This is a genomic window from Lysinibacillus sphaericus (genome assembly GCF_006864135.1).
GTDB lineage: Bacteria > Bacillota > Bacilli > Bacillales_A > Planococcaceae > Lysinibacillus.
In genome coordinates this window covers 30272-55802 of the sequence record NZ_SADV01000023.1, presented here as the reverse complement: position 1 = coordinate 55802, position 25531 = coordinate 30272, and the positions used below count along the sequence as shown (strand labels likewise).

20 protein-coding genes and 1 riboswitch are annotated in these 25531 nt (G+C 37.4%); of the genes, 5 read left to right on the top strand and 15 right to left on the bottom strand.

The window, feature by feature from the left end; translation table 11 throughout:
• Window positions 1-265: 265 nt before the first annotated feature.
• The 3 genes from C7Y47_RS19890 to C7Y47_RS19880 form a co-directional block, all read right to left on the bottom strand.
• A complete protein-coding gene (locus C7Y47_RS19890) occupies window positions 266-586 on the bottom strand; it encodes an NAD synthetase (protein ID WP_142510334.1) in 321 nt (106 codons plus the stop codon).
• A 247-nt stretch (window positions 587-833) separates the two neighbouring features.
• Window positions 834-1658 (bottom strand): ammonia-dependent NAD(+) synthetase, encoded by an 825-nt coding sequence (gene nadE, locus C7Y47_RS19885; RefSeq protein WP_142510333.1) that lies wholly within the window; start codon window positions 1656-1658, stop codon window positions 834-836.
• 22 nt (window positions 1659-1680) lie between these two features.
• Window positions 1681-3141, bottom strand: coding sequence for a nicotinate phosphoribosyltransferase (locus C7Y47_RS19880; protein WP_142510332.1), 1461 nt, complete (start codon window positions 3139-3141; stop codon window positions 1681-1683).
• 312 nt (window positions 3142-3453) lie between these two features.
• On the opposite strand from C7Y47_RS19880, the gene C7Y47_RS19875 reads away from it, so the two are divergent.
• Window positions 3454-3795: a P-II family nitrogen regulator gene (locus C7Y47_RS19875; RefSeq protein ID WP_142510350.1), complete on the top strand. Its 342-nt coding sequence runs from the start codon at window positions 3454-3456 to the stop codon at window positions 3793-3795.
• A 13-nt stretch (window positions 3796-3808) separates the two neighbouring features.
• Window positions 3809-5104, top strand: a complete 1296-nt coding sequence (locus C7Y47_RS19870) for an ammonium transporter (protein WP_142510331.1) — start codon at window positions 3809-3811, stop codon at window positions 5102-5104.
• A gap of 94 nt (window positions 5105-5198) precedes the next feature.
• Here C7Y47_RS19870 and C7Y47_RS19865 read toward each other — a convergent pair whose 3' ends face one another.
• A complete protein-coding gene (locus tag C7Y47_RS19865; protein ID WP_142510330.1) occupies window positions 5199-5699 on the bottom strand; it encodes a methylated-DNA--[protein]-cysteine S-methyltransferase in 501 nt (166 codons plus the stop codon).
• A gap of 110 nt (window positions 5700-5809) precedes the next feature.
• Between C7Y47_RS19865 and C7Y47_RS19860 the strand changes: the two genes are divergently transcribed.
• From C7Y47_RS19860 to C7Y47_RS19850, 3 genes are all read left to right on the top strand, one after another.
• Complete coding sequence (locus C7Y47_RS19860; protein WP_142510329.1) at window positions 5810-6541, top strand: ABC transporter ATP-binding protein; 732 nt, start codon at window positions 5810-5812, stop codon at window positions 6539-6541.
• Complete coding sequence (locus C7Y47_RS19855) at window positions 6538-7290, top strand: ABC transporter permease (RefSeq protein WP_142510328.1); 753 nt, start codon at window positions 6538-6540, stop codon at window positions 7288-7290. The genes C7Y47_RS19860 and C7Y47_RS19855 overlap by 4 nt, the downstream gene beginning before the upstream one ends.
• Before the next feature lie 80 nt (window positions 7291-7370).
• A complete protein-coding gene (locus C7Y47_RS19850) occupies window positions 7371-8345 on the top strand; it encodes a proline dehydrogenase family protein (protein ID WP_142510327.1) in 975 nt (324 codons plus the stop codon).
• Window positions 8346-8574: 229 nt separating this feature from the next.
• Here C7Y47_RS19850 and C7Y47_RS19845 read toward each other — a convergent pair whose 3' ends face one another.
• The 11 genes from C7Y47_RS19845 to C7Y47_RS19795 all read right to left on the bottom strand — a co-directional run bounded on the left by C7Y47_RS19845 (window position 8575) and on the right by C7Y47_RS19795 (window position 25249).
• Window positions 8575-9117 (bottom strand): methyltransferase, encoded by a 543-nt coding sequence (locus C7Y47_RS19845; RefSeq protein ID WP_142510326.1) that lies wholly within the window; start codon window positions 9115-9117, stop codon window positions 8575-8577.
• 171 nt (window positions 9118-9288) lie between these two features.
• On the bottom strand, window positions 9289-9900 hold the full coding sequence (locus C7Y47_RS19840; RefSeq protein WP_142510325.1) for a response regulator transcription factor: 612 nt from the start codon (window positions 9898-9900) through the stop codon (window positions 9289-9291).
• Window positions 9901-9916: 16 nt separating this feature from the next.
• On the bottom strand, window positions 9917-11062 hold the full coding sequence (locus C7Y47_RS19835) for a sensor histidine kinase (RefSeq protein ID WP_436970124.1): 1146 nt from the start codon (window positions 11060-11062) through the stop codon (window positions 9917-9919).
• A 302-nt stretch (window positions 11063-11364) separates the two neighbouring features.
• Complete coding sequence (locus C7Y47_RS19830; protein ID WP_142510324.1) at window positions 11365-12396, bottom strand: fatty acid desaturase; 1032 nt, start codon at window positions 12394-12396, stop codon at window positions 11365-11367.
• A 577-nt stretch (window positions 12397-12973) separates the two neighbouring features.
• Window positions 12974-13474 carry a GNAT family N-acetyltransferase gene (locus tag C7Y47_RS19825; RefSeq protein WP_132364257.1) on the bottom strand — a complete coding sequence of 167 codons (501 nt, stop codon included), beginning with the start codon at window positions 13472-13474 and terminating at the stop codon, window positions 12974-12976.
• Window positions 13475-13552: 78 nt separating this feature from the next.
• Complete coding sequence (metH, locus tag C7Y47_RS19820; RefSeq protein ID WP_142510323.1) at window positions 13553-16984, bottom strand: methionine synthase; 3432 nt, start codon at window positions 16982-16984, stop codon at window positions 13553-13555.
• Window positions 16977-18821 carry a bifunctional homocysteine S-methyltransferase/methylenetetrahydrofolate reductase gene (locus C7Y47_RS19815; protein ID WP_142510322.1) on the bottom strand — a complete coding sequence of 615 codons (1845 nt, stop codon included), beginning with the start codon at window positions 18819-18821 and terminating at the stop codon, window positions 16977-16979. Before C7Y47_RS19815 ends, metH begins: the two co-directional genes overlap by 8 nt.
• Before the next feature lie 343 nt (window positions 18822-19164).
• Window positions 19165-19263, bottom strand: a riboswitch (SAM riboswitch).
• Window positions 19264-19388: 125 nt separating this feature from the next.
• Window positions 19389-20777, bottom strand: a complete 1389-nt coding sequence (locus C7Y47_RS19810) for a protoporphyrinogen oxidase (RefSeq protein WP_142510321.1) — start codon at window positions 20775-20777, stop codon at window positions 19389-19391.
• A 262-nt stretch (window positions 20778-21039) separates the two neighbouring features.
• Window positions 21040-22332, bottom strand: a complete 1293-nt coding sequence (locus C7Y47_RS19805; protein ID WP_142510320.1) for a methyl-accepting chemotaxis protein — start codon at window positions 22330-22332, stop codon at window positions 21040-21042.
• 554 nt (window positions 22333-22886) lie between these two features.
• The gene (locus C7Y47_RS19800; protein WP_142510319.1) at window positions 22887-24173 is read right to left on the bottom strand and encodes an SEL1-like repeat protein; all 1287 of its coding nucleotides are present in this window, start codon (window positions 24171-24173) and stop codon (window positions 22887-22889) included.
• A 59-nt stretch (window positions 24174-24232) separates the two neighbouring features.
• Window positions 24233-25249, bottom strand: coding sequence for a YdcF family protein (locus tag C7Y47_RS19795; RefSeq protein WP_142510318.1), 1017 nt, complete (start codon window positions 25247-25249; stop codon window positions 24233-24235).
• Window positions 25250-25531: the final 282 nt, after the last annotated feature.

The following is a 25531-nucleotide window of genomic DNA, read 5'->3' as shown; positions in this document are numbered from 1 at the left end:
CCAAGGAGTCGCCCAGCCTCCACTCCAATCAACCGCTTCACCAAGCATGTATCTTCTAGCATGCCATTCTAATTTAAACCGAACCTCGCAATGTATCTGTGCAAAAGCATAACGACAGAAACAAATGATTTCTTGGTCTACAGAAAAGTGAGTAGCCTGGAACAATTCAAGGTCCTTCACAGTTCTTAAGATTTTATTGACACCATTTGGGTTTTCAACACAAAAAACTCCCTACATCCTGAATGAAGTAGAGAGTTTGAGTATGTTATATAGACGAGCGGTAACTATTGAGAAGCTTCTTTTGCTTGCTGACAAGACTTAGTTTAACGGCAGTTTCATTTAATTCACTGCGTATTTGTAAATTGTACGCACTGTCCACATAACTAGCCGCTATTTTATTAGGACGTTGCTGCTGAATTTGTCTAGTCTTACTAATATGCTTTTTATCTTTATTCTTTTGCAGACTATTTTTAAACTGCTGTTTCGGATTTTGTCCGAAATTATGACTTAAATCCCCAGCATGTAAATACTGTTGTTCGTTGCGAAATATACTACTAGTCGTCGAACTTACTCTAGAAGTCCTCATATATAATTACCCTCCTTTACTTTTTATCAACTTTGTAGGTATATATATCGACATTATATGCTCGAACTTAATAATACAGAACCAAATTGCTTAAAAAAGAGCGAAAAGAGCTATAAGAAAAAGTGTTAACACTTTTTCTTATAACTCTTCTCCCAAATATTTATCGGCTCATCGGACACTCTGCCAGGAAAACGCCCAGTCGGAAATGAAAAATTAACCCCACGTTATGATGATTGAAAGCTATATATCACTTCCAAAAATCATCAAATATAGTAATAGGCATATGGCGTTTGTGTTGTGAACGTAAATAATGCCCTTCCAATGTTTTACGAGCAACTTCAGGGATTTCCTTCCCCTCCAAATAATCATCAATTTGGTCATACGTTAAACCAAGAGCTACTTCATCTGGTAATGAAGGACGATCTTCCTCTAAATCTGCAGTTGGTACCTTTAAATATAAGTGCTCCGGGCAATCAAGCGTAGCTAGTAACTGCTTACCCTGACGCTTGTTGAGACGGAAAATTGGCATTAAATCCGCACCACCATCCCCAAATTTTGTGTAAAAACCTGTAATTGCCTCCGCAGCATGATCGGTACCTAACACAACAGCATTATTCATAGCAGCAATAGAATACTGCACCTTCATTCGCTCACGTGCCTTTTCGTTCCCTTTAGCGAAATCGCTTAGTTCAATACCCGCATTCGTTAATGTTCTAACACTTGCATCGACTGCATCTTTAATGTTGACCGTATAAGTCTTCGTAGGTTTTATATAGTCAAGCGCATCCTGACAATCCTTTTCATCCGCTTGCACACCATATGGTAAACGAACAGCCCAAAATGAGTACTTCGCTTCTCCCACCTCGGCATTTAATTCATCGACTGCAAGCTGCGTTAATTTTCCAGTTAACGTGGAGTCTTGACCACCTGATACCCCAAGAACAAATCCCTTTACAAAGCTATAGCGACGCGCATAGTCCTTTAAAAAATTAATGGATTTGCGAATCTCTTCCTGCGCATCAATAGTAGGTAACACACGTAATTCCTTAATGATTTCTTGCTGTAATGTCATTTTGTCCTTCACTCCTTACACTTTACAATCGATTGACCATTTCACTTACTTCTTCAATATTACGCATTTTATTATTCCAGCATTTTTGGCTTAAATCGACTGGGTATTCCTCAGGATTCATGGCACGTTTATATTCATCCCATAACAACTCTAAATTATTAGCTGCATAATCGCGCATTTCTTCCAAAGTAGGATTTTGATAATGTATTGCACCATTTTTAATCACATGTTGATGTAAATTTTTAGCTTCAAAGTTCGTTACAAATTTTGATACGAATGTATGAACAGGGTGGAACATTTTAATTCTTTCCTCTGATTGAGGACTTTCATCTTGCATAGTGATGTAATCTCCCTCTGCCTTGCCATTCTTTCGATCAATAATGCGATAAACATGTTTAAGACCTGGCGTCGTTACCTTTTCAGCATTCGCAGAAATTTTAATCGTATCTTCTAATTGCCCATCGTTATTTTCAATAGCGACCATTTTATACACAGCCCCTAAAGCTGGTTGGTCATATGCAGTAATGAGCTTTGTACCAATTCCCCACACATCAACTTTTGCACCTTGAGCCTTTAAGTTTAAGATCGTGTATTCATCTAAGTCATTTGATACGATAATTTTAGCGTTTTGGAATCCTGCCTCATCTAACATACGACGTGCTTCTTTTGACAAGAAAGCTATATCCCCACTGTCTAATCGAATGCCAATAAAATTAATTTTGTCTCCAAGTTCTTTAGCCACTTGGATCGCTGTTGGCACACCCGATTTTAACGTATTGTAAGTATCTACAAGGAATACGCAATCACGATGACGTTTTGCATAGGAGTGAAATGCATCATAATCATTTTTATAGGCTTGTACAAGTGCATGTGCATGTGTACCCGATACTGGAATATTAAAGAGTTTACCTGCTCGCACATTACTAGTTGAAGCAAAACCACCAATAAACGCCGCACGTGTTCCCCAAATTGCTGCGTCCATCTCCTGAGCGCGTCGTGTACCGAACTCCATCGCTACTTCATTTTTTATAATTTGTTTAATACGACTAGCCTTTGTTGCAATTAAGGTTTGGTAATTCACAATGTTAAGTAATGCAGTTTCAATTAGTTGCGCTTCCACTAAAGGTGCTTCAATGCGGATAATTGGTTCATTAGCGAAAACAGTTTCTCCTTCCACCATAGAATACATATCCCCTGTAAAGCGAATATTTTTTAAATACTCGATAAAATCCTCTTTATAACCAACCTCTTCACGCAAATATGTTATGTCCGAATCAGTAAAACGAAAATCACGTAAATATTCAAGAATTCTCTCTAATCCCGCAAAAATTGCATAACCATTGCCAAAAGGTAATTTTCTAAAATATAGTTCGAAAACCGCTTTTTTATTATGTATACCATCAGCCCAATAAGATTCTGCCATATTGATTTGGTACAAATCAGTGTGTAGCGCTAAGCTATCATCTGCATAATTTGATCTCACAAGAAACCCCTTCTTCCGCTTTGATAATTAGTCCTAGTATACACTATATACCCAAATTCTTGCGTATTACATCCTCCAACTATAATGTTAGGTTTCCTTACATTAATAATCAGAAAATTTAGAAATGTTCACATTTTAGACACACTTTTTAATACCGCTTTCATTCCCCTTTTAAAAACATTTTCAGCAAACTATTACGAAAGTAGAAATAATACATGTAACAAAATATAACATGAATATTCAAATAATTATTGCGCCATTTTTCATAGCGTCTTAACATGTAAATTAAATTTATTCAAGGAGCTGATATTGATGAAAAAAATAGAAGCAATCATCCGTCCTGAAGTTTTCGGAGCGGTCAGGGACGAACTTGCACAGGAAGGAATTGCAGGGCTCAGTGTTTCAGAAATTGCTGGCTGCGGTCGTCAATTAGGGCGCACAGGATTATTTCGTGGAAATACTTACGAAATTGAATTTTTGCCAAAGTTGAAATTAGAAATGATTGTTGATGATGAAAAAGTAGATCCCATTGTTGAAGTTTTATTACGTAAGGCAGCAACCGGTAAGGTCGGGGATGGTAAAATCTTCATTTATCCAATAGAACAAGCAATTCGTATCCGTACAAAAGAAGTCGGATCAATTGCAGTAGAATAAGGGGGCGATATATATGGAAGAAATAACATTATCTATAAATTTAGTTTGGATGATGCTTGGTACAATTTTAGTATTCTTTATGCATGCAGGATTTGCGATGGTTGAAGCGGGCTTTACACGCTCAAAAAACGCAGTCAATATTATTATGAAAAACTTCCTAACGATATCACTTGGTGGCATTGTCTATTTTCTCTGTGGTTACGCTATTATGTTTGGTGATTCAGTTGGTGGTATCTTCGGTACAAGTGGCTTTGCCTTAAATGGTGTAGATGATCTTTCCTTCTTTATTTTCCAAACGATGTTTGCAGCAACGGGAGCAACGATTTTATCTGGAGCAGTAGCAGAGCGTACTAATATTTTTGCTTATATTGGTGTCATTATTCTCATGTCGTCAGTTGTTTATCCTGTTGTTGGTCACTGGGTTTGGAGTGGTCATGGATGGTTAACAAATCTCGGTTTTATCGACTTCGCTGGATCTACCGTTGTACATTTAACAGGTGCAGTGGCGGCATTTGTAGCTGCGGTAATGGTCGGTCCACGTCTCGGTAAATATGAAAATGGTCGTGTTAACATTATTACAGGACATAGTATTCCATTAGGAGCTTTAGGCGTATTTTTACTTTGGTTTGGCTGGTTTGGCTTCAATGGTGCCTCCACATTAGCTGCTGATCCTAAACTTGTTCCGAGCGTAATAGCAAATACATTTTTCGCTGCTGCTGCTGGAGTTGTGGTTACTGCCCTTTATACGAAATTTCGATATGGTCATATCGATGGCTCACTCACATTAAACGGTGCTTTAGCAGGACTTGTGAGTATTACCGCTGGTGCAGCTAATGTTAGTATTTTTGGTTCACTCATTATCGGATTAATTGCTGCTCCATTATTAGTCGAGAGCGTTCGCTTCATTGAATGGAAGTTAAAAGTCGATGATCCTGTTGGTGCAATCGCTGTCCATGGTATTTGTGGTATTTGGGGTACTCTAGCAGTTGGCTTGTTTGATATTGGTGGTCAAGGATTATTTTATGGAGGAGGTTTCAGCCAATTAGGAGTGCAAGCCATTGGGATTTTTGCTACCCTCGCTTGGGTTAGCGTTTCAATAGCAGCTGGTTTACTTATTATAAAAGCATTTGTGCCATTACGAGTTTCTGCCGAAGAAGAAGTCACTGGCCTAGATGTCATTGAACACGGTGCTCCTGCTTATGAGTTTCAGGATATTTTCAAAGGCTCTGCAGTGCGGGGAGAAACATTTGCTCATCGTTTAACTCATTTCGGTAAAGCAAATAACAATGTCAAAGAAGAACATGTATAGTATTTAATGAACTTCATCTTCTTAAATACAAAAAAACAAGAATCTGCAATCTCTTCGGCAAACTGTTTCCCAAAAGATTATGCAGATTCTTGTTTTATGCTCTCTCTAGCTCCAATAAAAATTCTTTCAAAGCTAGTCCACTACGAAAACCTGTTAGCTTGCCATCTTTTCCAATTACACGATGACAAGGAATAATTGCTAATATCGGGTTGGCACCAATTGCACTGCCTACAGCTCTTACTGCTTTCGGATTTCCGATACGGTATGCAATATCTGAGTACGTTGTCGTTGTACCATATGGTAGCTCCTTCAAAGCATCCCAAACTGCTAGTTGAAATGGTGTCCCCTTGACATGTACTGGTACATCAAATTCAATGAGCTCTTTATTAAAATAAGCCGTTAATTGCTTAGCGTATGGCTGTAACTTTTCTTTTTTCTCCTCAAAGCGATAGCCTTTAAATGGTTTTTTTGCCCAAACTTCTACCTCTTCAAATGGTGCATTCGGAGTTCCTATATATACAAGACCTTCATCTGAAGCAACGATATACATATTACCTTGTGCATATGTTAATGTATCTACATATAATACATCCATTCTCTAACCCCCTTAACTTAATTATTATCCACTGCCTGTAAATAACTTTAGAATCCCTTTGTTTCATGCTACAGTTATTTTACCTATTAGTATAAAGGAGTTTTAACTTTATGAATACTTCATATGAGCCTGCCATTCACTTTCAACAGGTCACCTTTTCATCGAATGACAAGATGATAATAAAATCGATTACTGGTTCATTCCCAAAAGGAAAAATCACTACATTAGTCGGCCCTTCAGGTGCTGGCAAAACAACCCTACTTAAATTGTGCAATGGACTATCATCTCCTACAGATGGTCAAATATTAATTGATAATCAAAACATTTCTACTTACGAGCCAACTGCTTTAAGAAGGTATGTGAGTATGGCTCTTCAAACAGCCCCAATGATAGAAGGAACCGTATTTGACAATCTTGCACTCCCTCGTTCGTTACAAGGAGAACAGCTTACAGAGCAAGAAGCTATCCAATATTTACGCGACGTTGGACTCGATCAAAGCTTTTTACAACGCCCTACAAATAAATTATCAGGTGGACAACGACAAAAAGTCTCTATTGCAAGAACACTTATTAATCAGTCCTCCATTTTATTGCTAGATGAAATCACATCTGCACTAGACCGTCAATCCGTGCAAGAAATTGAGACACTTATTGCTACAATCCATAAAAAGTTTAATGTCACAATCATTTGGATCACGCATAATTTACAGCAAGCGCTGACAATCGGACACTATACTTGGGTCATGATGGACGGAGAACTAATTGAAACAGGAAAAAGTTCCTTACTTAACGCACCTAAAAATCCACGTGTCGCTGAATTTGTACAGGGGGTGAATGTATGACGTATACTTCGCTTTCCTTAACGTTAATTTTTGTTTTAATTCCTCTTCTACTGTCAAAAACCTTAAAGCTAGGACTTGAAAAGGATACACTCATAGCTACTATTCGTTCTATTGTTCAACTACTTGCCGTAGGTTACATTTTAAAATTTGTCTTTGATGCTCAAAGCTATATTTATATTTTCCTTATGGTTACTTTAATGGTTATAGTAGCAACATTAAATGCTCGTAAAAAAGGGAAAGGTATTACAGGTATTACATGGAAAATAGCACTAACTCTTATTGTAGTAGAATTTGTTACGCAAGGAGTATTGCTAGGTTTTGATATTGTACCTGCAACAGCGCAGTATATTATTCCAATTAGCGGCATGATGATTGGTAATTCAATGGTATTATCGGTTCTATTTTTAAATCGTTTTACATCGGAAATTGCAAGTCATCAGAACGAAATCGAGTTAATTTTGTCGTTAGGCGGCACACCAAAACAGGCAATTCATCAACAGCTAATGAATGCGATAAAAGCCAGTATGATTCCTACAATTGAAAGCCAAAAAACAATTGGTCTAGTTCAATTACCAGGTATGATGAGTGGCCAAATAATTGGCGGAGCAGACCCTATTCAAGCGGTGCAATTCCAACTATTAATCATTTTCGCCCTACTAACAGCAGCGACATTATCGAGCATAATGATAGGTTTTTTAAGCTATCCTGCACTTTTTAATGAGCGCATGCAACTACTTGAAGTGAAATAATTGTTATAGTAAAAACAATATTTATTTTCTAAATTGTGCTATAATATAGAAAAAAAAGAAATGCAGTGAGGAGAATGACCATGTTATTACGCGATTTTTTCATCCATTTATCTGAAAACCAACTATTAAATAGTGCTGCAAAAAAATACGGACTAAAATTAGGAGCACAAAGTGTAGTAGCTGGTACAAATATTGAAGAAACGATTGCGAGCATCAAAGAGCTTAACGCACATAAAATCTCTTGCACAGTAGATAATTTAGGGGAATTTGTTTCAACTGAAGAAGAAGCAACAAAAGCTAAAGAACAAATCCTTGCTGTTATTGAGGCTATTAATGAAAACAGCGTTGATGCACATATTTCGTTAAAGCCGTCTCAATTAGGTTTAGATATTGATGTTGATTTTTGCTACGATAATTTATATGAAATTGTAGAAAAAGCAGCAGCATATGATATATTCGTTAACTTTGACATGGAAGACTACGGTCGTTTACAAACATCCTTTGATATGGTCGAAGAGCTATCCAAAACGTTTAATAATGTAGGTACTGTTATCCAATCTTACTTTTACCGCGCTAAGGACGATATCGAAAAATTCAATGACTATCGCCTTCGTATCGTAAAAGGTGCTTATAAAGAGCCTGCAGAAGTTGCTTTCCAAGATAAATTAGATATTGATTTAAATTTCATCGAGTTAATCGAATATCATTTACTACACGGTAAATTTACGTCTATCGCAACACATGACCATAATGTTATTGCACACGTAAAACGTTTTGTAGCTGACAATAATATTCCACTTGATAAATTCGAATTCCAAATGCTTTACGGCTTCCGTACAGATATGCAAAAAGAGCTTGCTAAAGAAGGCTATAACTTCTGTGTATATGTACCATTCGGCGAAGATTGGTACGGCTACTTTATGCGCCGTTTAGCGGAGCGTCCTCAAAATCTTAATCTTGTTACTAAACAAGTATTTACGAAAAAAACGAATACAGTCCTTGCTGTAGCAGCAGGTGCATTCGTTCTTGGACGTTTAACAAAACGTAAAAAATAAGATCCCACATAAAGAAGCCAGAAGCTTAATTGAATAAGCTTCTGGCTTTAGTCTTTCAAGAACGTACTTTCCACAGGCCAACACTTAACCGCTTCCCTCACTCACTGCTTATTTCAGATTGTCAGTTTATCTGTTGTTCCCGTAAGAGTAATTCCATTTATTAGATTAAAAACGTGTAATAAAAATAATCAGTGAGGGTAATGAAAAGCCCCACTGATTAAAGTTTTATTTATTCAACATGTAAAGCAATGGTTGAAACAATGGCTTCTGCTGCGTACTCCCATTTACCATCAATAAGACTACCTAATTTTTGCCCAAGCTCTTGGATCATTTCTAGCGTAATCGGAATATCATTTTTTTGCGCTAATGTAGCGATAAATGGAGCAGATAAACTTGTCCATCCGCCTCGATCAATTTTGATCTCCACTTGTTTTACTTCTCCATTTTCTTTTTCAATGCGGTAGTATAACTGATCATCTGGACGCCAGCTTAAGTGATGGGAGATTTGCCCATTTACAACTGTTAGATGATCCTTTTGCGTAGTAGAAACAGGTTTTATATTAAATTCATGACCTAGTACATCTAGTTTTTTGATTTCAGGTCCAACTAATGCTGCCTGAACCGCTGTATCCATACTATTTTCTAATGGAATAGATGACTCTGTCTCTACTATATCGTTGCTTGCAGCAAAAACGGCTGAAGGATTTGCGCTTGTCACGACAAATGTTGTTGCTAAAAAAGCTATTGAAGTAAATTTCGTAATTTTTCCCATAATCATTTCCATCCTTCCCATTAAAACGTTTTACATTTACTAAATATTATCATTAGTAGTCAAAATATACAATACTGATTATTCTTTTATAATGACAAAAGGCACTGAATTTAAATTTATTCAATGCCTTTTGTCTATTTTTTTAATTTTATCTTAGGTCTAAGTGTATTCTTACTTATTCCACCCTTTTTCCTTAAAACGGGCAATAGCTTCTATACGATTCCCAACATTTAATTTTTCTAAAATAGTGGAAATGTAGTTACGGACAGTCCCTGCCGATAAAAATAATTCTGCAGCAATTTCTTTTGTCGTCTTTCCCTCTGCAACAAGTGTCAGTACTTGGCTCTCTCGGTCAGTTAAAGGATTTTCACTATCATCCTCATAGACAAAATCAACGAGTTCTGGCGCATATATTCTTTTGCCGTCCATAATTGTACGAATGGCACTGACCAATTCTTCTATCGGACTATCCTTTAGTAAATAGCCACGAACGCTGGATTTCCTTGCACGTTCAAAATAACCTGGCCTTGCAAATGTCGTTAATATAATCACTTTACAATCAGAACCTGTGCTATGCAGTTCCTCTGCAGCATCCAATCCCGTTTTCACTGGCATTTCAATATCCATAATACAAATATCAGGCTGATGCTCTTTAACAAGCGCCAGTGCTTCTTCACCATTTTTTGCTAATCCAACGACCTCCATATCATCCTCCATACTAAGTAATGAACGTAGTGCGCCTAATAGCATACCCTGATCTTCAGCAATTACAATTCGTATCATGTCGCAATCCTCTTTTCTATATGTTCTTCAGATTTTCTTTGACCTTCTGATGCGTAATCGCCACTGGAATCGACACTGTTAATGTAGTGCCTTCTTCACTTTCGATTTTAAAAGAACCGTTTATAAACTCTAACCGTTCTCGCATTCCCTTTAAACCGTTACCCGTTTTCCAAGCTTGCTTTTTAGTGATTCCTTGCCCGTTATCACGAACAACTAAATATACTTCCTTAAAATTTTGATGGAAGGCAATTTCACATTTTGTAGCACCACTATGCTTAACGACATTAGTCACTGCCTCTTTTAAGCACATGGATAATACATTTTCCACAAGTGGTTGAACTTGTAAATTATCCTTATCACCTTCAAATACAAACTCCATTTCAGCAGCTTTTAATATTTGAGAAATACGCATAAGCTCATCCTCAAACCTAGCTGTTCGCATATCCGATACTAATTCACGTACCTCTTTTAATGCGATACTTGCCGTTTGACGAATATCCTTAATCTCTACTAAAGCTTGCTGTGGATCACGTTCAATTAACCTTGAAGCTAAGTCACTTTTTAAGCCTATCATCGATAACTTTTGGCCGAGCGTATCATGTAAATCCCGTGCAATACGTTGGCGTTCCTCAAAAACAATTAACTCAGCTATTCGTTCATTAGCAGTCTCAAGCTGTCCCTCTAAATTTTCGCGTTTATTTTTTGCATAAATCGTTAGTGGAAGTAGCACAACCGCTAGAATCGTTAAAACAACAAATGGTAGTTGTGATAAAAATAAGTGTAGCTCAACGAAAAAGCCAACACCTGTAGAGATAACCGTAAAGCCAATATGTAGTCCATACATAATATAGAAGCCAACAGGTTTACGAATATTTCCAATGAAGAATGCTGTGAAAATCGATAAATACACATAGCCATATAATATGGTCATAACGATATTAATGACCATTTCAAAGCTAATCCACATATAAACAAGACCGTTTTTCGAATTCATGGAAAACCGATAGAAAATAAAATATAGCATTAAAAATGTAATACCTACTGATATTTCTATATAAGATGATTTCCTAAAAATGAAGAAAAACGGTAGGAAACAGAAAATAATCCATAAATATACACTGAGCATTGGACTATTCGGAATAATACTGGGCCATTTCCTCATTATAATCTCACGCTCTTTCCTACTTTTCCCTTATTATAACAAGAAAATTAATTTTATGCCTGTACATGGTTATTAATGCATTATCCACATAATAACATTCTCCGTAGTAATGGGCTCATTTGCATAACGTAGTGTAATCGCAGATACCAAAGGAGTCGTCCAGCCTCCACCCCAATCAACTTATATACAAGCTATGTCTTAAAAATGTATTGGTGATGAGCACAGTAATTGCTTCATCTGCAATAGACAACTCATTTACGTAAAACAGCCATCCCTTAGAAGAGATGGCTGAAAAAATTCTACTAAGCAGCAATACTGCCCCTTGCTTTTCGTTTAATTATTTCATTAACTTCTTTAAAGCTTATAAACTTACCTTGGTCTTCATCGTATAGTTTATAGCGTAATGATTCTAAACTTGTACGCAATGTTATTGTTGTCGCCGTGTGTAATGGCGGTGTTTCATTATGCGCTTTTTCAAGGTTATAGTTTGGAACACGAGGGGCTAAATGATGTACATGGTGGAAGCCAATATTTCCTGTAACCCATTGTAATAGCTTTGGTAATTTATAATACGAGCTACCTTCGACAGCAGCCTTTACATAATCCCATTCTTTATCATGCTCAAAATAAGAATCCTCGTACGTATGCTGGATATAGAATAACCAAATACCAAGAGAACCAGCTACAAATAGTGTTATACCCTGTACTAATAAAAATGCTTGCCAGCCCATAAAGTAAATTAGTGTTATACAAATTCCAACAATAACGACATTTGTTAAATGTGTGTTAAAGCGTTCCTTCTGTTTAGCGTCTTTACGATTAAAGCGATTTAATATTAACACCATAAATAGTGGACCTAAGCCGAACATAACGAATGGATTGCGGTAAAAACGATACCATAAACGTTGTCCTTTAGATGCTTGTAAAAACTCTTCCACTGTCATCATATCTATATCACCGATACCACGCTTGTCTAAGTTCGAGCTAGTTGCGTGGTGAATTGTATGTTCACGCTTCCATTTTTCATATGGGAATGATGTTAACACCCCAGATACAAAACCAACCCAGTCGTTTGCTTTTTTACTTTTGAAAAATGAACCGTGTGTACAATCATGGAAAATAATAAATGTTCGTACGACAAAGCCAGCAGAAATTACACTTAATCCAACAGTTAGCCATGGTGAAATATCCATTAACATATAGCCCGCTACCCATAGAGCGATTAAAGGCACAATTGTATTTACCATTTGAAAAATACTTTTAGCTGTATCAGACTTCGCAAATGGTGCTACATCCTGGCGCAGTTTTTTTGTTTTTTCTCGATCTGTTGCCATTGTTTTTACTCCCTCATTTCCTTTTTTCCTTATGACCTCATCATAAAACAAGAGTATAATCATACAACAGAAGCAAACATCATAAAAAGGATATGACATTTGTCATACCCTTTTATCATGTGTACAAAGGAATAAAAATAAATTAAATGGCTCTTCACCATAAAGTGGAGTTGATTTCCGTTCCAGCTGGGCGCTTTGCCGCTGACGCTTCGCTTTCGCGCAGAGCAGAGCTTCCTGGGGGCATCCGATGAGCGGCTTCGCTTCGCTGCAGGGTCTCGGGCCAACAGATGTTTTTTGCGCGAAAGCGTGAGTGCAACGTAGCGACAGCAGCACGAGGTTGGTCACGAAGGCGTTATCACAGGATGTGATGGTTTTAGCCTTCGTTCCTCTATCGCTGATCCCCAAGGAGTCGCCCAGCCTCCACTCCAATCAACCTAATATACAAATGCATATTTCATCTCCAACTTTTGGTGATAAACTTTTAAATGTAGCATTATTATGAGTAGGCAAGCTGAACAAAAAAAGTATAGCTAGGATTCACATATTATAAAGAAAGAATATGAATGTCATACCCTTTCTATCCTTTTGGTCCAGTTAACTGTAGCTGATAAAATACAAGATCTAGCCACTGTCCAAATTTATAGCCTGCATTTTTAATTGTACCTGCATATTCAAAACCTAGTTTTTCATGTACTTTAATACTTCCGATGTTTTCACCATCAATGCCCGCTACGAGTGTCTTCACACCTTGCTCTTTGGCAGTTCGAATTAGCTCTTGCATTAATTGTGACGCTATCCCTTTTTGGTAATGATCCTTATGCACATATACAGAGTGCTCCATTGTGTGCTTGTAACCTGGATATGGACGGAACTGACTATATGTTGCAAAGCCGGCTACTGTGCCATTCTCGTCAAAGACTAGCAATGGATTATCGAGCGTTTGTTGCTCCTTGAACCATTGTTTTTTTTCTTCTAACGATTGTGTTTCATATCGATAAACAGCTTTGCTCGTTAAAATAATGTCATTGTAAATATCTAAAATCTCGGGTAAATCTTTCTCTTCCATGAATCGAATCATCATGCTCACGTCCTAACCATCAATTACGCCTCGGCATAATTGCTACTATTACATAAGATTTTACTACTTTTTCTAGCATCACACATTAAAATATCGAGCATCTGGATGTGCAAAGACCATTGCTGAAACAGACGCTTCTGGCTCCATCATAAAGCCTTCCGTTAAATGTACACCAATGTCCTCCGGTTTTAATAAGCCAAACAATTTCTCTTGATCCTCTAGGTTCGGACATGCTGGATAACCGAATGAGAAGCGCTGTCCTTGATATTTTGCCGCGAAACGATCACGCATTGTAAAATCTGTCGCATCTGGGAAGCCCCACTGATCGCGAATTTCTTGGTGCATACGTTCCGCGAAACCTTCCGCAAGCTCAAGGGCAGTAGATTGTAATGCATGACTTTCGAGGAATTTCCCTTCCTCTTTTAGTTGACGAGCCTGCGCCATAACTCCTTGTCCTGCTGTTACCACCATTAAGGCAATATAATCCATTTCGCCGCTTTCTACTGTTTTAAGGAAGTCTGCAAGACATAAAAACGGTTCAACTTGCTGACGAGGAAAGGTAAATCGTTCAATTTCTGTTTTGCTATCTGTTGGATCATAAACGACTACATCATCCCCATCGGCTTGAGCAGGGAAAAACTGATACACACCCGACGGCCTCAATAGGTCACTTTGTAAATAGTCGTCGACTAAATCTTTTAACGCTGTTGCTCTTTCATCACCCACATCAAGCAACTGCTGTACTTGACCCTTTAAACCTAGATGATGTCCAAGTAATGTCCGCATATTAACATATGGATATAAATGCGAAACAGCATATTCTCTCTTTACATGGCGTCGTAAATCAGCTGGAAGAAAGACAGATGCTTCCTTTACTGTACGCACAGGCTTTATAATTATTTCTTTTGCAGGGCGAGCAGCTCTTTTTTCGTCTGCCTCTAAGCGTTTTTCACGAGATTCCTTAATTTCAGCTAAGAAATCGGCACGTGTATCTGTCCCCATTAACCGATTTGCCTGCTCTAATCCTTGCATCGCATCCTTTGAATAAATGACAGGTCCATTATATTCGCCGGCAATTTTTGTTTCAGTAAAGCGACGAGATAATGCCGCACCCCCTACTAAAATAGGTACGTCAATACCCGCTTCTTTAAAATCCTGAGCGGTAATAACCATTTGCTGTGCTGATTTTACAAGCAAGCCTGAAAGCCCGATGAAATCCGGCTTCTCCTTGCGAATCGCTTCTATTAACTGAGAAGGTGTTACTTTAATACCCAGATCAATGACCTTATAGCCATTATTACTTAAAATAATATCGACAAGGTTTTTCCCAATATCATGCACATCGCCCTTTACAGTAGCAAGTACCATTTTCCCCTTACCAGCACTCTCTTCATTTTTTTCCATAAATTGCTCTAAATGCGCTACTGCTGCCTTCATAACCCCTGCTGATTGTAATACCTCTGCTACGATTAGTTGATTATCGTTAAATAGACGGCCAACTTCTGCCATTCCATCCATTAAAGGACCATTAATAATCTCAAGCGATGTTTCGAAAATTTCACGAGCCGCATCTAAATCGTCAATAAGCCCTTCCTTTGTACCCTCTAAAATATAGTAGGCTAAGCGACCTTCTACTGTTTTCGGAATATCCGCCTCTGTTTTTTCTTTCTTTTTATCACGATAGAAATCTGTGAAGACAGCTAAAGTTTCATCATTTGTATTAAAGAGTAAATCATTTGCTAGCTTAATTTCCTCCTCTGGAATGGATGCATAACGTTCTAGCTTCTCCGTATTAACAATTGCATAATCTAAACCAGCCTGTGTACAGTGATATAAATATACGGCATTCAGTACTTCACGACCTACTGGTGGCAATCCGAACGAAATATTACTTACACCAAGCACCGTTAATGTACGTGGCATTTTCTCCTTAATAAGGCGAATACCTTCCACCGTTTCAAGTGCCGAGCCAATATATTGCTCATCTCCTGTACCTACTGGGAACATTAATGGGTCAAAAATAATATCTTCAGGAGCAATACCCCATTTTTCTGTTAACAATTTATATGAACGTTCAGCAATTTCTAGCTTGCGATGTCGATCAACTGCCATGCCTTGCTCATCAATTGTACCTACAACTAAAGAAGCTCCATATTTTTTTACTAGCGGTAAAACAGCGTCAAAACGCTCCTCGCCATCCTCTAGGTTAATAGAATTAATGATAGCTTTCCCTTGAGAAAACTTAAGTGCTTCCTCAATTACTTTTTCATCTGTCGAGTCAATCACAAGAGGTACTTTTACTTTTTTTACAATCTCCTGCATAAAGCCACGCATATCCGCCAGTTCATCGCGGTCAGGATTTGCTAAACAAATATCGATCACATGTGCTCCATTTTTCACCTGAGCACGCGCGATTTCTGCCGCTTCCTCAAACTTCTCATCAATAATTAAATTTTTAAACTTACGAGAACCGATGACATTTGTCCGTTCTCCAATAAATAATGGACGCATAGAGTCGTCATAAACCAATGGCTCGATCCCTGATACTACATGACCATGCGTAACATCTGGTAATTGGCGCGGCTTTTCGTCCTTTAGCACCTTTCTGATAGCAGCAATATGTGCTGGCGTTGTACCGCAGCAACCTCCGACAATATTTAGCCAGCCCTTTTCTGCAAAGCCTTTTAGCTTTTGTGACAATGATTCAGGTGACTCATGATAGCAGCCTTCCTCATCCGGTAAACCTGCATTCGGGTAACAGCTAATATAGCCTGTTGAAAGCTCTGCTAGTGAACGAATATGATCAGTCATAAACTCTGGTCCAGTCGCACAGTTTAAGCCAACTGACAATGGCTTAATATGCTCGATGGAAATGTAAAAAGCATCAATTGTTTGGCCGGCAAGTGTCGTTCCCATCGGTTCAATTGTTCCGGATATCATCACAGGTAGCTCTTTTTCAGTTGCCTTAAAAGCACGAGATATCCCCAATGTTCCCGCCTTAACATTCAACATATCCTGACTAGTTTCTAACAACAGAACGTCCGCCCCGGCTTCGATTAATGACTTTGCTTGAACATAAAAGTTTTCCTCTAGCTCATCAAATGTAATTCCACCTGTAACCGACAGGGTTTTTGTAGTTGGTCCCATCGCTCCCGCTACAAAACGTGGCCAATCGGATGTTGACAACTCATCTACTACTTTGCGTGCAATTTCTACAGCACGTTTGTTGATTTCTTCTGCCTTCGCACCTAGATCATATTCATTTAATACAAGTGGTGTACCCCCAAATGTATTTGTACAAATAATATCTGCTCCAGCCTCTAAATATTTTCTATGTACCTTTTCAAGCACATCTGGTCTAGTTAGCACAAGATTTTCATTACAGCCATCATATTCCTCTCCGCCAAAATCCTCTGCCGATAAATTTTCATTTTGTAGCATTGTTCCCATTGCGCCATCAAGAATTAATATTCGTTTCTCTAGTTGCTCTTCAATCATGTGCTTAGCCATTTATACTTACCCCTTTTTTCTGTTCATCCAATTGCTCAATAACTTTCATTAATTCTAGCGTCATATCATAGCGTAAAAATGGTGTGATGAGGTAAATACCATTGAAATATTCCGCTGCTACTTCTACTAATTCTTTAGCAATTGCAATTCCTTCTAATGTTGCGCGTTCCTTATCATCACCACAAGCCTTCATACGTGCTAACGCATCATCAGATAGTTTGATGCCTGGTACTTCATGATGTAAGAACTCCGCACTTTTATAGCTCGTTACTGGCATAATACCTATATAAATTGGAGTTTCTAAATGCTTTGTCGCCTCGTGAATTTCCACGATTTTTTCCTTTGTATAAACAGGCTGTGAAATAAAATAATCTGCCCCATGTTCAATTTTCTTTTCTAATCGAGAGACAGCGCGATCCAGTACACGTACATTAGGATTAAATGCAGCCGCTACAGAGAAATTTGCCTTTTTACGAAGCGGTTTCCCTGAGAACGAAACACCTTCATTTAACTGTTTTATTAATTGGATTAGCTCCATTGAAGATACGTCATAAACGCTAGTTGCTCCTGGGAAATCGCCTACCTTTGTCGGATCTCCAGTAACCGCTAAAACATCATGAATCCCTAGTGCATTTAATCCCATTAAATGTGATTGAAGTCCAATTAAATTACGATCTCGGCATGTTATATGGGTTAACGGGCGTATCCCGTGCGTTTCTTTCAGTAAGGCACCCATTGCGACATTGCTAATCCTTGGAGAAGCGAGTGAATTATCTGCCATCATGACTACATCCGCGCCCGCCTCATATATTTTTTTTGCACCTTTAATAAAGCCTTCTATTTCTAAATGTCTTGGTGTATCTAACTCCACAATAACCGAGCGTTCACGTTTTACTTTTTCATGTAATGGCTCATAATTTGCTGGCTCTGCCTCACGAACAATCTCTATTTTTTCTGGCTTTGTATACTTTTCCTCAACCGGGGATAGCTCCTCTAAGTACTTTTTCGCTGCAGCAATATGCTTTGGTGTCGTACCACAACAGCCACCAATTAAACGAACCCCTTGATCACGAAGCTCTACAGCTGCTCGACCAAAATAATCAGCCTCCGACTCATAAACGACACGCCCATCCTCTAAATCAAGAAGAGAGGCGTTCGGATACGCTGACATAAATGCCTGCTTAGGAAGCTCTGCCCCTTCAAATGCTTGGATAGTATGGTGAGGACCTAAGCGACAGTTAACACCTACGATATCAGCACCTAACGCTTCAAGTTCATGTAAGGCGTTATTTAAGCTCATTCCATTTTGTAATATTCCAGGTTCATGCATAGAAACTTGAGCAATAATCGGTAATTTCGTTTTAGCTCGTAGCATTGATAAAGTCGCTGTTAGCTCTTCAAAATCATAATAGGTTTCAAGTAAAAGGCCATCTGGATTTCCTGCAAGTAAAACCGTTGCCTGCTCATCAATGGTTGCTAAAATTTCCTCTAACGTCGCATCACTTTTTCGAATACCACGGATTCCCCCAATAGTACCCAAAACAAATTGCCCACCATCTGCTGCACGTTTTGCAATCGTTATAGCGGCTTCATTATACTGCTGTACACGAGTCTCTAATCCATAGCGGGCTAATTTTATGGCATTAGCTCCGTAAGTATTCGTCTGAATAATATCGGCACCAGCAGCTATATATTCTCTATGAATCTTTTCAATTAATTCAGGTTTCTGTACATTCATTTCCTCATGACAGTACTCCAAGCCATAGCCGTATAAAACTGTACCAATTGCACCATCTGCTGTAAGAACATGTGTTTTTAACCTTTCAAGCAATCCCATAAAACTAACCTCTCTTTCTTTTTCTATCAATTATGGCTCGGCATAATTCGTCCTGAATCGGCTTTGTGCTTTGGCCTGCACGCTGCAGATCAGTTAGCCGTTATCGCATGGATGCGATAATATTAGCCTACTATCCTCTAAGAACTCCTTGTCGATTCCGTGACATCCGCCGAAGGCTTTAGGTCAACATGAAGTTGGTCACTCAGTCGTTGCCACAGGACGTGGCGTTCTTAGACTGAGTTCCTCTATTTCGGCGGATGTTTGGACACCGCCAAAAATAGTTAAAATAAAAAAGCCTTCTTTAACAAAAAAAGAAGGCTTTTACGTTTCGTAATTGTTTTCCTTCTCATCTTCGACACACGGTCTTCTGGATTTAGCACCTGACAATAAGTTGGTTGCTGAAGCTTCATAGGGCCAGTCCCTCTGCTTCTCTTGATAAGAATTTAGTATGAATTTTTTAAATAATTAAAAGAATCATATCGTTTACGAACGATTGAGTCAAGACTATTTCACTGAACAAAGGATAATTTTTACGAAATTTATAAAATTTTGATTTATATTAAACAATTACGATAGTTTTTCTACAAGTTCCTCACCAATTTTTTTACCATTTTGAATACACGCACCTATACCTACTCCAAAATAAGAGCATCCAGCTATTGATAAATTTGGATAGTTTTTCTCGAGCTCTTGTAAGAGACCTTGCAACGCTTCACGATGTGCCAAGTCGTACTTCGGCATCTGGTCGATCCATTTTGTCACGTCAACAATAGTTGGTGTTTCCTCAATCCCCAAACTTTTTCTTACATCCTCTAGAGCAACAGCTGCTAACTCTTCATCTGACATCAAACGCAATTTCTCATACTCAGGGTTAATGCTCTTATAAAAAAGCCGTACAAGTAATTTTCCTTCTGCTGAAGTGTGTTTCCACTTGCGGCTTGTCCACGTTGCTGCATTACAGATAACATCCGAATTATGTGACACAATATAGCCTGTTCCATCTGCAGGTAATCTATTATCGGGAACATCAAATCCTAAATAAATCGTAATGGCGGATGCAGTATTAAATTGTTCAAAATAGCCGTTTAAAGATTCATCCTGTAATAAGCTTTGTACCGCTTCATTTGGCAGTGCCAATACAACATGATTCGCTTCAATCATTTTACCGTTTGCTAACGTAACAGCGTATAGATTCTTCTGCTTTTTAACACTAGTAGTAGCAATCCCTTTTATAATTTCTACATCCGTTAATGTTTCTTCAAGTCGATCAATTAGTGACGATAAACCATTTTTAAATGAAATAAATTTTTTATTGGCGGCTTTCACAAATTGTTCCCTGTTTGCATCGAAACCTTTAATAATACTACCGTAATCGTTTTTGTAATCGATTAAATACGGTAAAGTAGAAGCAATTGAAAGTTGATTTAAATCTCCAGAATATACACCTGCAAGTACCGGTGCTATTTGGTTTTGAACAAGCTCTTCACCTAAATAATACGTTAAAAATTCACCAATCGAGCTTTCCTTTGTAAACCTTTCATTCGGCATTGTTAAATCCTTTAACGCTTCTTTTTTACCTTCCTCTGATACAAGCGTACTTTCCTCAAGAGATTGTAAGCTCATAGGAATACCGAACGTTGAGTCTGCTGGGATGGCATGTAGCTCATTGTTTGTGTAAATATACGAAATACCTGTTTCGTTATATACAAGATTTTGTTCAAAATTTAGTTCCTCTACTAACTCCATGACACCTTTATGACGCGCTACAATAGAATCTGCTCCAGTCTCCATGATGAATCCTTGTTCATATGCAGAGTGAAGCTTGCCACCAAGGTATGTATTTTTTTCAACAAGCACAAGTTTTACATTTAAGTTTTTCTCCTGAACTTGGCGTTGTAAATAATGCATCGTACACAATCCCGTAATTCCGCCACCTAATACAACAACTGTTTTCATATTAACCGCCCCTATTTTTAGTTCTTTATTTAGTATAAACTTTTTTTATCGAAAATTACGTTAAACCCTTTACAAATTTAGCAAAAATGGAGCTATCCAACACATTGGACAGCTCCATTTTTTTATATTCAAATAACATATATTCGCTAGAGGCTTCTACCTCCATTTCGGAAATTATCTATTAACAGTTGATATAGTGTTATTTGTGCCCTAAAGTATGTATCGCCTTAATAGAAAATAACAATTTTCTTTCCTTTTCTCTTCATTCATTTAAATTTTGTGCAAAGCTAGCTAATTTTCCAGCTGAATTTTTCACTTCGTTAAAGGCAATACCTAATTCACTTAGTACTTCTGCTATTGCTTGTACTTCTTTTTCCATCCGACCATTTTGGTCTTTCGCCTCGGTCATAGCTTCTAATATGTTAGTAAATTGCCCTTCCGTTTGAACCATATTTTCCTCACCAGAGGCTACCTCTTCTTGAATATTACTAAGCGAATGGACAAGTTTATCTGTCCGCTCATTCGTTTTATGTAGTAACGTTGCTACCGATGTGACAGATTCCTTTGTTTGAATCGATAGTTTTCTCACTTCATCTGCAACAACACTAAAGCCTTTACCCGCTTCTCCAGCACGAGCCGCTTCTATTGCCGCATTTAAAGCCAACAAGTTCGTTTGATTAGCAATATTTGTCACAACATTCATAATCGATTCCATTTCCTTTGACATATCTGTCAACTGTGCAATATTTTCCGCTATATCATCAAGTGAGCAAATAATAGTATTCATATTTTGCGATTGACTCTTTAAGCGTTCACGACCTTCTAATGCCTGACTCTCAGCCATAGTCGACACTTGAAGTGATTTTTTCGCTAGTTGTTTAATTTCCTCTGATTGTCCACTTAAGCGGTGAAATGAATTGTTCGTTTCCTGAGATACTGTGGCAAGACCTTCCGAAGACTTTACGATTTCTTGCTCTATCGCTTCTTTTCTATGTTCCATTTTTTCATGAAGTTGCTCAATTGTGTGCTCAAACGCCTCTAAAACCAATTGTTGCTCAAAATTGGAAATTTTCGAGATGGCTCGAATTGTATTAAGCTGATCTATTGGATGAATAACATGTTCTTCAACCAAGTCAATAAATGACGCTGTTAAATCTTGAAACGCACAAATATACCATTGTGTTTTAAGCCCAATATGGACATGTACTTTAGCAATTTTTATTCGTCTTTGATAAAATTCATTATCAATCTTACCATTAAACATTTCAATAATATGACGTCGTAATGTAATTTTCAGCTTCTCCACAGAACTATGTCTATTAATAATATCTACTAAACTATGTTCAGTTCCAATCATTTCATAAAATCGATTAACAATATTATCAATATTGCCTTCTACAAAAGGTTGAAAGGCTTTTAAATATTGTAAATCCTTCTTTGTCAATTTGAGCAAATCAATTTGCTTTTTTATTGAATGGCAATTCACTATATCCATTTTCACAGTGTATTGCTTTAAATCTAACGCCGTTGTCTTTCTCTGTTTTTGAAAAATCACACATTTACCCTCTTTCATGCCGTGTACTTTTGAAAAGCTGAGAAAAATCTGATTTCGTCTACCAAAAATATAAAAGATCAGGAAGATTCATCTCCAACTTTTGGTGATAAGCCATCACATTACTTATGACGCTGATTTCTGCTACGGGCTACCATCAGCTAAAATAGCAATCTTATTACTAGCTATTACTACTAACTACTCTTTCAAAATCACTCATATACATTATACATTTTATAAATAGCTGTCAATTTTCGGATATACATTTTTTTCCTTAAATTATATAAAAAGTCCCTGTTATCTAACCTATTATCTAAAGCAATAAAAAAGCTACCACAATACTTTTGGGTAGCCAATTTACATCATCTCTATTTTTTATCCTTATTTTTTTCCTCGTTTTAGTTTGAAGTAATTACCTCTTTGTTATATTAATATTTTTACAATCATTCATTCGTAGTGATATAAACCTACATAATACCCTGAATAAGCACTTAAGACCTGTATACAAAACGTTAATAATCAAATCTAAATACCTATTATTTTTTAATAAAGAATACTTACATTCCTTTCAACTCTTGCAGTAAAATTGCAGCCTCCTCACTTCCTGCTTCTGCTGCAAGTCCATACCACTTTATAGCCTCTTTAATATTTCTAGCTATTCCTTCTCCTTTATTGTAAATGTGCCCTAATTGTAATTTAGCTTCCGAATCCCCTTGCAGAGCAGCTTGTTTAAACCAATGAATACCCTTTTCAATATTACGTATACCTGTTAACCCTTGGCTCCAAATAAAGCCCAAATCATAAAAGGTATCGACGTGATATTGCTCTGCAGCTTTTTCATACCAAAATAATCCACGGTTCACATCTTTAGGTTGCGCTAACCGTCCCTCTAAATAGATTCCTCCAAGCCTGTATTGCGCTTCGACATAGCCTGCTTCAGCGGATCTTCTATAGTAGCTACATGCTTGCTCCTCATTTTTGTCGATTCCTAATCCCTGCTCGTAAATAATTCCGAGGGTAAACATTGCCTCTGCCACACCTTGTTGTGCAGCAAAGTCGAACCACTTCTTCGCAAGTACCAAATTTTCTAGTACTCCTTCACCGTTAAAATACATATCTGCTAAATTATTCGCAGCATCTGGATGCCCTTGCTTTGCTGCAGCCTCATACAATATAAAAGCTCTATTATAGTTTTCTTGAACACCTAGACCTTCAAAATAAAAATTACCAAGTGCATATTGTGCATCGGCATTTCCTTGTGACGCTGCTAACTCAAACCACTTTATTGATTTTTCTGGTCGGAAATATTCGCCGTCAATTACGCTATAATATTCGCCAAGCTGAAATTGTGCATCTGTATCCTGTTCCTCAATGGCATCTTTGTATAAGTCAATAATTTCCTCATGATCTAGATCTTCTTCATCAAACGCCTCAACCTGTTCATTTTGGTGAATAAAATACCATTCCAATATATCAAGTACATCATCAACAACTTCATTGCAATTGGATAACCTCTCCAGAGAAGAAATTTGCCAAATAAAAATATAGATAGGGAGTGGAATTGCATCACGCAGTAAATCATCATATTCAGCTAAAAGCGTTAGCACATTCTCCTGTATTGACTTCGTCTGTTCTGGATGTATAATTTGTAAATGTCGTTGTTGATTCTTTTTCAACAGTCCTTGCACAACTTGATATAGTATTTTGTGCAAGGTTGCTAATTGTACTTGTTCAACTGTTATTAAATTAATGTTTTGCGCAAACCATGTATCTTCTGTTTGCGTGAGCTTTTGCAGAGATACAATTCGCTCTTTATTTTTTTTTGCTAAAAATTGCCCATACATTCATTTCCCCCCTTGCACTCTATCTTGCCACTATTATATGGAAAACAGCTCTAAATTGGTTACACATATGCTCTCAAGATTAATCCAATAAACAATGTAATGAACAAAAAGACAGTGACATTCATCCATTTATACATTTCTAATAATCCGATAAATTCACGAGTAAATGCATTAGGTACATAGTAAAAGGCAGTCTTCGAACCAACACCTTGTGCATCAAGCTTCGCCTTTTTTGCATAAATACTTGCACGAAAAACATGAAAATTATTCGTTACGAATATGGATCGATATTTCTTTCCTTGAGCATGCTTATCCATAATTTTTTTAGAGAATGCCATATTTTGTTCCGTATTTGTTGATTGATCTTCCATTAATACTTTTTGAGCTGGTATTTGATGTTCGTCAACTATATATTTTTTCATGGCATATGCTTCTGATACTTTTTCATCATGCCCCTGTCCACCTGAGACGATAATGTAAGGTCGTTCACCATATTTTTGAAATTGCTTTACTGCCTCGTCTAAACGGCTAGCTAAAAGTGGTGGCACCTTATCTCCAATTAGTCCTGATCCTAATGCAATAATATAGTTTGGCTCATACAGGACAGGCGTAAAATGATAGAGAGTCGCATAGGACATTATGCTTGTGTATAAAAACATTGTATAGCCAAAAACCAAAAACGCATAGAAGAAAAGAATGTGCCAAATTTCATGTTCGATTTTCATAAAAATTACAAATACATACCAAATCATCATAATAAAAAAGCACAAGCCAAAAACAGCTAACAATAGGTTACGGACTTTACGGCCCTCTTTTTCAAGTAAAACTTTACTATTAAAAAACGTAGCTATCGATAAAATAAACATCATACTCGGGAAACTTCCTAGTATAATGACTATACCCATCTTCGACACAATCCCCTGCTCATTTGGGAGAATTACAGGATGACTAATTATTATTGTGCTTAAAATAAACAACCCTAAAAGGCCAAGAACTACTGCATTGAGAAGACGTCTTTTTTCCGATATATATAACAGTAAAAAAATTAAAATTAATAGTAATAATGTTGAAATCATCGTCTCACTCCTTTCTTTTTATCTACAATTTTTAAGGTTCTCCTTATAACGCTGGATTGTTTTCTGTTCCGACTGAGCGCGGCGTCCAACCTCCACTGCAATCAATAATATACAGCATACATTATAAGTAGTGCATGCCTAAAATTGGTGATAACACAGACACTTCTTGTTCAAATTTGATGCTATCTCTAAATTGATCGAAGCGTTTATTTTATTTTCCGAGAAGATTCATGTAAAATTACTACTAAGAACTAGTTTAGACAAAACTAAAAATTATATTGG

What these genes read in the sequence shown, in the direction of transcription:
- C7Y47_RS19855 (WP_142510328.1), top strand. Translation starts at nt 6,538, where the DNA reads ATGACGTATACTTCGCTTTCCTTAACGTTAATTTTTGTTTTAATTCCT.
- C7Y47_RS19845 (WP_142510326.1), bottom strand. Translation starts at nt 9,117, where the DNA reads ATGGGAAAAATTACGAAATTTACTTCAATAGCTTTTTTAGCAACAACA.
- C7Y47_RS19860 (WP_142510329.1), top strand. Translation starts at nt 5,810, where the DNA reads ATGAATACTTCATATGAGCCTGCCATTCACTTTCAACAGGTCACCTTT.
- nadE (WP_142510333.1), bottom strand. Translation starts at nt 1,658, where the DNA reads ATGACATTACAGCAAGAAATCATTAAGGAATTACGTGTGTTACCTACT.
- C7Y47_RS19865 (WP_142510330.1), bottom strand. Translation starts at nt 5,699, where the DNA reads ATGGATGTATTATATGTAGATACATTAACATATGCACAAGGTAATATG.
- metH (WP_142510323.1), bottom strand. Translation starts at nt 16,984, where the DNA reads ATGGCTAAGCACATGATTGAAGAGCAACTAGAGAAACGAATATTAATT.
- C7Y47_RS19800 (WP_142510319.1), bottom strand. Translation starts at nt 24,173, where the DNA reads ATGTATGGGCAATTTTTAGCAAAAAAAAATAAAGAGCGAATTGTATCT.
- C7Y47_RS19890 (WP_142510334.1), bottom strand. Translation starts at nt 586, where the DNA reads ATGAGGACTTCTAGAGTAAGTTCGACGACTAGTAGTATATTTCGCAAC.
- C7Y47_RS19840 (WP_142510325.1), bottom strand. Translation starts at nt 9,900, where the DNA reads ATGATACGAATTGTAATTGCTGAAGATCAGGGTATGCTATTAGGCGCA.
- C7Y47_RS19825 (WP_132364257.1), bottom strand. Translation starts at nt 13,474, where the DNA reads ATGATTCGATTCATGGAAGAGAAAGATTTACCCGAGATTTTAGATATT.
- C7Y47_RS19870 (WP_142510331.1), top strand. Translation starts at nt 3,809, where the DNA reads ATGGAAGAAATAACATTATCTATAAATTTAGTTTGGATGATGCTTGGT.
- C7Y47_RS19795 (WP_142510318.1), bottom strand. Translation starts at nt 25,249, where the DNA reads ATGATTTCAACATTATTACTATTAATTTTAATTTTTTTACTGTTATAT.
- C7Y47_RS19830 (WP_142510324.1), bottom strand. Translation starts at nt 12,396, where the DNA reads ATGGCAACAGATCGAGAAAAAACAAAAAAACTGCGCCAGGATGTAGCA.
- C7Y47_RS19850 (WP_142510327.1), top strand. Translation starts at nt 7,371, where the DNA reads ATGTTATTACGCGATTTTTTCATCCATTTATCTGAAAACCAACTATTA.
- C7Y47_RS19810 (WP_142510321.1), bottom strand. Translation starts at nt 20,777, where the DNA reads ATGAAAACAGTTGTTGTATTAGGTGGCGGAATTACGGGATTGTGTACG.
- C7Y47_RS19835 (WP_436970124.1), bottom strand. Translation starts at nt 11,062, where the DNA reads ATGAGGAAATGGCCCAGTATTATTCCGAATAGTCCAATGCTCAGTGTA.
- C7Y47_RS19815 (WP_142510322.1), bottom strand. Translation starts at nt 18,821, where the DNA reads ATGGGATTGCTTGAAAGGTTAAAAACACATGTTCTTACAGCAGATGGT.
- C7Y47_RS19875 (WP_142510350.1), top strand. Translation starts at nt 3,454, where the DNA reads ATGAAAAAAATAGAAGCAATCATCCGTCCTGAAGTTTTCGGAGCGGTC.